Raw genomic sequence first — 6,145 nt, 5'->3', positions numbered from 1 at the left:
TCGAAGGTGGCTCCGGGGCCTGCATTCAGGCCGGCCTGCAGCACTTCTTCGCCATGGTCGGTGAGATATTGCTGGTCGGTCGAAATGGGGAAGGAGGCTACACCGTGGCCCTGGTTGGACGTGGTCACCATCATCTGCAGCAGACTGAGCATCCTCTGCTCTTCTCCGCGTGCGGCACTGATCAGCTGGTTGAAGTCATCCGTGAAGAGGTCTTCGGGGGAGGTCATTGCTGGCCCTTTCGTTGGTATGTGGTGTGAAGAGCTGGTGGGGGGGGGGGAGGGGCGCGTGATGGTGTCATGCCGGTCACCAGCTCGGTCCCGAGCCGGGGCGATGGGTCGACCACGGAGATGATGGTGAGGACTTGCCCCAGCCCGACGGTCCGGATTCACTTCCGAGCTTCGGACGGACCGACTTCCACAGGGCGACCTTCTCCTCGGTGGTGAGATCCTTCGACTCGACCCCCCGGCCGGGCTCTTCGCCTTCGGGTGCGTCGGTGGCGTCGTCGTGATGGTCAGGATCCTGGGTGAGTTCGTCGTAGCTCGTCTGCAGCCACACGGCGAGTTCGGGATCACTGGCTGCGGTGACCGGTGGGGGAGCAGGCAGCGCAGCGCCTTCGCCTGCCGTGCCCGCCTCGGGGGCAGTATCGTCGGCGAGGCCCCCTTCACCGGCGCGTGCGGCCAGGCGTTCATCCCGGACCTGTTGCGTCACTTGACGCAATGCCTCGCTGATGTCGCCTGCCGGGGTATCGGCCCAGTCGGCCTCAGCGAGTGCGTCGACCCACATCTCACGGGCAGGCAGGCCGAGTCGTAGTGCATCCTCGATAGCGTCGGCGGCGTCGACGAAGTCGAGGTTGGATCGCCGCAGCGCGAATCGGTGGGAGTCGTCGAGTTGGTCGATCCAGGAGTCCAGCAGATCGCGGGGGTTTTCGACCTGTTCGGTCAGTTCGGCGAGGTTGTTGGCGAGCACGCCGGCAGCACTGCCGTCGGCCGGTACCCCGTCGCCGACGATCTTCCAGACGGTGTCGAGGTCGATCCTCTTGCCGGTCGCGTCGTGCACTGCGGCGTCCAGGGCGTGGCGGGCGTCGGCGTCGAGGGTAGTCAGATCGGCGTCCTCGCCGAGCAGACCCTTGAGTCGTTCGTTGGTCTCCAGGTGGGTGTCGGTCAGGTTGCGCAGACGTGAGGCGATGAGCCGACCAGGGGAGTCGGCCCAGTCGATGTCGTCGGCAGCATCATGCCAGAAGTCACGGGCGTCAACGCCGCGAGCGGCCGCGTGGCTGATGGCGTTCTCGATGGCCTCGACACCGTCGTCTTCGGTCTCGATCGCCGCGGCGTTGATCGCCGGGAGGGAATCAACAAGGCTGGCGGCAACCTGGTGGGAGAAAGAACTGGTTGCTCGAGCCACGCCCTCGCGGTACAGCGCTTCGACGCGCTCGGGGGAGTCGGCGGCGGTGAGTTGACGCTCCAGTTCGTCGACGGCGGAGAGCTGACTGTGATCATGGTGCACGATGCCGTGCAGAATCTGATGAGCACTCGGTGCGTCGTCGTCGCCCGAGTGGTGGACATGGGCGTCTTCGGCGAGCTCGTCGAGGGCGCTGGAAGTATCAACGTAGATACGGTTTTCCTGCTTGCCTCGGGTAGTCGTGACGTACATGGCATTGCGATCGAGTTTCGCGTCGACCAGGCTGTGCGTGGTGTCCACGGTCGCGCCTTGGCAGCGGTGGACCGTGGAGGCGTAGCCGAGCTGAGTGTTGGAGGCGACGTAGTCGGCCGGGAGGTGAACCGGGGTCTTGGAGCGCGGGTCGAAAGCATCGATGGACCCGTCGGCGCGGATGGCGCGCACCGTCATGAGCTGACCGTTGAGCACGCGCACACCGTCGTTGTCGTGGCCGATCAGCTTGTTCTTTCGCGCCAGGACCGTGTCGCCGATGTGGGCGGTGAGCCCGTCGGAGAGCTCGACGCTGGGGCCGGCGGTGGAGACGTGGCCGGCATCGAGCATGTCGGCCTGGATCATCTCATTCATGGTGAAGACATCGGCATTGGTGGGCGCGATCACCAGGGACCGGCGCCCGCTGGCGGTGTCTGCAAGGTAGCCTTCGACCGCGGCGGTGAGCATATCGGTGCGGGTACCGTCGGCGACCCACTCGCGCTCGAAGTACAGGTCCAATCCGCTGACGTCACCGTCGCGGATGGCGAGGGTTGCTGCTGCCTGTTCGTGGTCGTCACCCATGCGCATCACGTCGGTGAGCATCGGGGTTCCCGGTGCCTTGGCCAGGGTGCGGAAGATACCGCCGGTCTCCACCGCGTCGAGCTGGGCGGGGTCACCGACCATGCGGATCACCGCGCCCGAGGCGGTGGCGATCTCCACCAGCGAGGCGATGCGATCGGTGGAGGCCATGCCTGCTTCGTCGAGCAGCAGCATGTCGCCAGCCTTGATCGCCACCGGCAGTGTATCGAGGCGTTCGAAGTCACTGAGACCCTGATCTGCACTCTGGTCCCAGACGTAGGTCAGGGAGTCAATGGTGCGAGATTCGGTACCGATATCGGCTTGCAGGACCTTCGCCGCTGCGGCCGAGGGGGCCAGACCGATGACGCTTCGACCCTCGCGCTGCCATAGATCAGCAACCATCTCCATGGAGGTGGTTTTACCGGTGCCGGCAGGTCCGACCGCGACGGCGACCTGGGTGCCCGCCTGCAGGAAGTGACGTGTCAGTTCGACCTGTCCGGCGTTGAGTGTGAAGTCATGGGTGTCGGTAAACCGCTGTAGTGCACCGGTGAGTTTGGTGTCCTCGACGAAGACCGGGGCGATTGCCTCTGCGGCGGCCAGGATGCCGCGTTCGCGCTCTAGTTGCTCGGCGGTGGAGTAGATCTCGGAGTTGTTCTTGCGGTCGATGCCGTAGCCGACCTCGGAGGTCAATGCGTCGGGCAGCGCCAGGAACTCAGGTGGAGTCAGGCACACCGACTGCTCGTCAATGGTGTGCTCCATCACGCTCGCGTAGGCGGCTGTGCGCTGCTCGTTGCTGGCAAACCGGTAGCCGCGCAGCTGCTGGGAGACGGCGGTGTGAATGTGGCTGCGCTTGAAACTGGAGCGCCTGGACAACGTGGCCTTGATCGCCTCGTCGGACACCTTCTGTACGTCGACGTCGGTGAACACCGGGCGGGTGACGTCCTGCGCCGTGGCGGTGGAGAACAGCTGATCAATCTGCTGCTCGCTTATGACCTCTTTGGCCGTCTCGCGCCACTGGGAACGCAGAGCGTCGAGGGAGCCGGCGGGCTTCTTGGCGTCGCGGGTTTCCAGGATCGCGGCCTGCCAGAGCGAATAGTTGACCCGTCGTGACGGCTGGCGCTTGTGCTTGTCGACGTACTCGGCAACCATGCGCTCATACACCGGCCTGGCCAGGGCCCGGCGGGAGGAGAATCGCTCGTTGAGTTCGGTAGGAATGCCCTTGATCTCCCAGACCGGTTCAACGTTGCGGGAGGTCGCCACTGCGGTGAACTCAAGGCCGAGTTCGTCGGTCAGTCGCTGCTGTAGGGCGGTGTTGTAGTAGCCCGAGGCGGTGTGCATGTGCTGGAAGAACTGTTGACCGTCGATCGTCTTCCACTCGCCGACCTTGCCTACCTTCTGGGCGTCAGCGGTGTCGGCAATACGCACCTTGTTGGAGACCAGAACGTGGCTGTGCAGGTCCGGGTCCCCACCGCGGGTGTCGAAGTGGGTGAACTCACTGGCGAGCACTCCGTCGGTTTTGAGCTGCTGGATGCCGTTGACGCCCACGCGGGTGAACAGGGCGTTATCCTCCACCCATTTCAGAGACTCTGCGACGGCGTCATGGTGTGCTGCTGCGATCTTGTTGGCCGTCTCGCGGTCGGCGAGTGCCCACAGTGTTGAGACTGACTTCACCGGTGAGAAGGTCAGGTCAAACCCTGCCACAGCTTGCTTGGTGTTGTCCTGGATCTTATTGACCCAGGCGACGACCTCGCGTCCATCGGTGGGTGCCCGGCCGCCGTGCGCGTCGGCGAAGTGAGCCCGACCAACCTGCTGGACGAGAGTGGATCGTTCGGCTTCGGTGGGGCGCCGATCGTTGGTAGAGCGGAACTGCTTCTCGGCGTTGGCGAGGGCCTGGAGTACCGGTTGGTTGTTGGTGTAGATCGAGTAGGAGCGTCCGAGTTTGGTGTCTTTGATGCTCGCACCGTCGGCGATCATCGTATCGGCGTCAGGGTGCAGTCCTTCACCGTAGAGCGCGGCCATCTGGTCTTCGGTGATCTCCGCGCCTGCCACAGCACTCTCGGAGTTCAGGGCAGCCAACCCGGTGCCGCGCCACCGGCCCGCCGGTGTGCCTTTTGCTTGGTAGTAGGCGCTGAGACGGTCGCCGTTGTCGGGCACCTCTGGGGTGTCGGGTTCGGCGTCGTTGGTCGCCACAGAGCGGAGCAGGTAACGGTATCCGCTACCGGCGTGCACGGCTCTGAGGCTCATCATGGTGATGATGATACCCACCGCTGGAGCGCAGTTTCCAGCCCTTCCACGGCGCAAGCGTGTGACCAGCACTTTCCCGACACATTTGAAATGCATATGGTGTGAGGGTTTTTCAAGATCTGAGGAACGAAGATCTGTCTACGTCAGACTGGATGTCAGACGTAGACAGATGGGGAGCAACGATGGACAGATCGATGGTCACGAACGGAGCGACCAAGGATGGTCAACAGGGAGACACCACGAGACGATGAGGTGGGGTGGATATGCGGGAACGTTGACAGCGGATCATCCTGCGGTAGCATGCGCGAGTACCGGCGACGTGGTCACCGCCGGGGCGGGGCGAGGTTGTGTCAGGTGTGCGGTTTGCTTCGGCTCGTGACTTCGGGGCTGTCGGCTCGCTATGCTGGAGCAAGCAATGCAACCAAAGACGTAAGGGAAGACGATCCATGAGGGCAACAGGCAAAGACTCGGACTCACTGCCGGCACGCCAGCGCGCGCGCCTGGTGTTGGAGCAGGAGAAGAAGGATCTGGAGCGCAAGGAGAAAGCACTGTCGCGTGTGTTCACCGAGCTCGACAAGCGCGAGGACGCGGACCGTCGTCTTGGCGATCGGCTGCGTGCGTTGAAGGATCTCGGCATGACCAACAGTGCTCTGGCGAGAGAGACTGGTCTGGCCGCCAAAGAGTTGTCGGCTTTGCTCGCACTCGAACCGTCCGGGCAGCCTGACCATGATGATGAATCATCGGCGCAGACCGACGGCGGCGGTGAGGACACCGAGCTCGACGACCGGGGCGAGGAAACCTCGTCGTCGTCACAGTCAGATCAGCGTGAGCACGCGGCGGCGCTGAGCTAGCCGCATGGGTGAGTACACGCTTGACGGGATGCCTGAACTGTCGGCGTGGGAGTCGGTCAGCGATCAGCGTCGTGCCGAAGTCGCCGACCGGTTCAGCCGGCGCGTCGTTGCGGTGTCGTCCGGGTGCTTCATCTGGACCGGGGCAATCAGCACACCCGACGGCTACGGGCGGGTGATGGTGACAACCAACGGGGTGAACAGAACCTGGAGCGCGCATCGTCTGGCGTGCTCGTTGGCCGGTGTCACGCTGCACCCGGGCATGGTCGTCGACCATCGGTGCAACGAGCCGCTGTGCGTGCGGGTGCACCCGGAGCACGTGAGGGTGTCGAGTCAGTCGGAGAACCTGGCCTATGCCGTCGCGTGTGGCCGCGCTGTTGGTCCGCGCATGTCCGTGGACAGTTCGCGTCGTGCAGAGCGTTCTCGGTCAGTGCGGGAGCTCGCACTGTCGGGATGGTCGCTGCAGGCGTACGACGATCTTCTCCGGGCGTTTGAGACACAGCGCGTGGCTATGTCAGATGATCAGTTACGGCTCTTCTAGCCGCTGAGATCCACGATCACGGCGGAGTGTATCGGAGCACTGTTGACGCTCTGATCAAGCTGATCGCCGAACGCGCCGAAGATCGACGCGACAACGATGAGTACTCCAACGGCGAGCGACCATCCGATCCCGAGAAACACCGCCTTCACAAAGCCCACCAGGATCCCTGCCATGCGTACCTGGTGCCACAGGATCAATATCAGTCCTGCTGCCCAGAATAGTGTCCAGCCCATGTCGGGCTCCTTCCATGTGTCAGGTGCTGCCTCAGTTGATGGTTCGGTGCGCTGTG

Annotated in this window: 5 protein-coding genes; 2 read left to right on the top strand and 3 right to left on the bottom strand. The window is 63.8% G+C overall.

Annotated elements, in window-relative coordinates; genetic code table 11:
* Both ACT3SZ_RS15490 and mobF read right to left on the bottom strand, forming a co-directional pair.
* Window positions 1-227: hypothetical protein (locus ACT3SZ_RS15490; RefSeq protein WP_444620133.1), on the bottom strand; the 227-nt coding region annotated here is incomplete at its 3' end.
* A gap of 76 nt (window positions 228-303) precedes the next feature.
* Window positions 304-4,470, bottom strand: a complete 4,167-nt coding sequence (gene mobF, locus ACT3SZ_RS15485; protein ID WP_444620131.1) for a MobF family relaxase — start codon at window positions 4,468-4,470, stop codon at window positions 304-306.
* A 443-nt stretch (window positions 4,471-4,913) separates the two neighbouring features.
* Between mobF and ACT3SZ_RS15480 the strand changes: the two genes are divergently transcribed.
* Together ACT3SZ_RS15480 and ACT3SZ_RS15475 are read left to right on the top strand one after the other, a co-directional pair.
* Window positions 4,914-5,318: a hypothetical protein gene (locus ACT3SZ_RS15480; protein WP_444620130.1), complete on the top strand. Its 405-nt coding sequence runs from the start codon at window positions 4,914-4,916 to the stop codon at window positions 5,316-5,318.
* A 28-nt stretch (window positions 5,319-5,346) separates the two neighbouring features.
* Window positions 5,347-5,856: a hypothetical protein gene (locus ACT3SZ_RS15475; protein WP_444620128.1), complete on the top strand. Its 510-nt coding sequence runs from the start codon at window positions 5,347-5,349 to the stop codon at window positions 5,854-5,856.
* On the opposite strand, the gene ACT3SZ_RS15470 is transcribed toward ACT3SZ_RS15475, so the two are convergent.
* Complete coding sequence (locus ACT3SZ_RS15470; RefSeq protein WP_444620126.1) at window positions 5,853-6,089, bottom strand: hypothetical protein; 237 nt, start codon at window positions 6,087-6,089, stop codon at window positions 5,853-5,855. The genes ACT3SZ_RS15475 and ACT3SZ_RS15470 overlap by 4 nt on opposite strands.
* Window positions 6,090-6,145 lie beyond the last annotated feature (56 nt).

It is taken from the genome of Corynebacterium sp. AOP40-9SA-29 (assembly GCF_052377405.1).
Lineage (GTDB): Bacteria > Actinomycetota > Actinomycetes > Mycobacteriales > Mycobacteriaceae > Corynebacterium.
The sequence above is the reverse complement of the archived record's forward strand: the minus strand, read 5'-3'. Positions and strand labels throughout refer to the sequence as shown.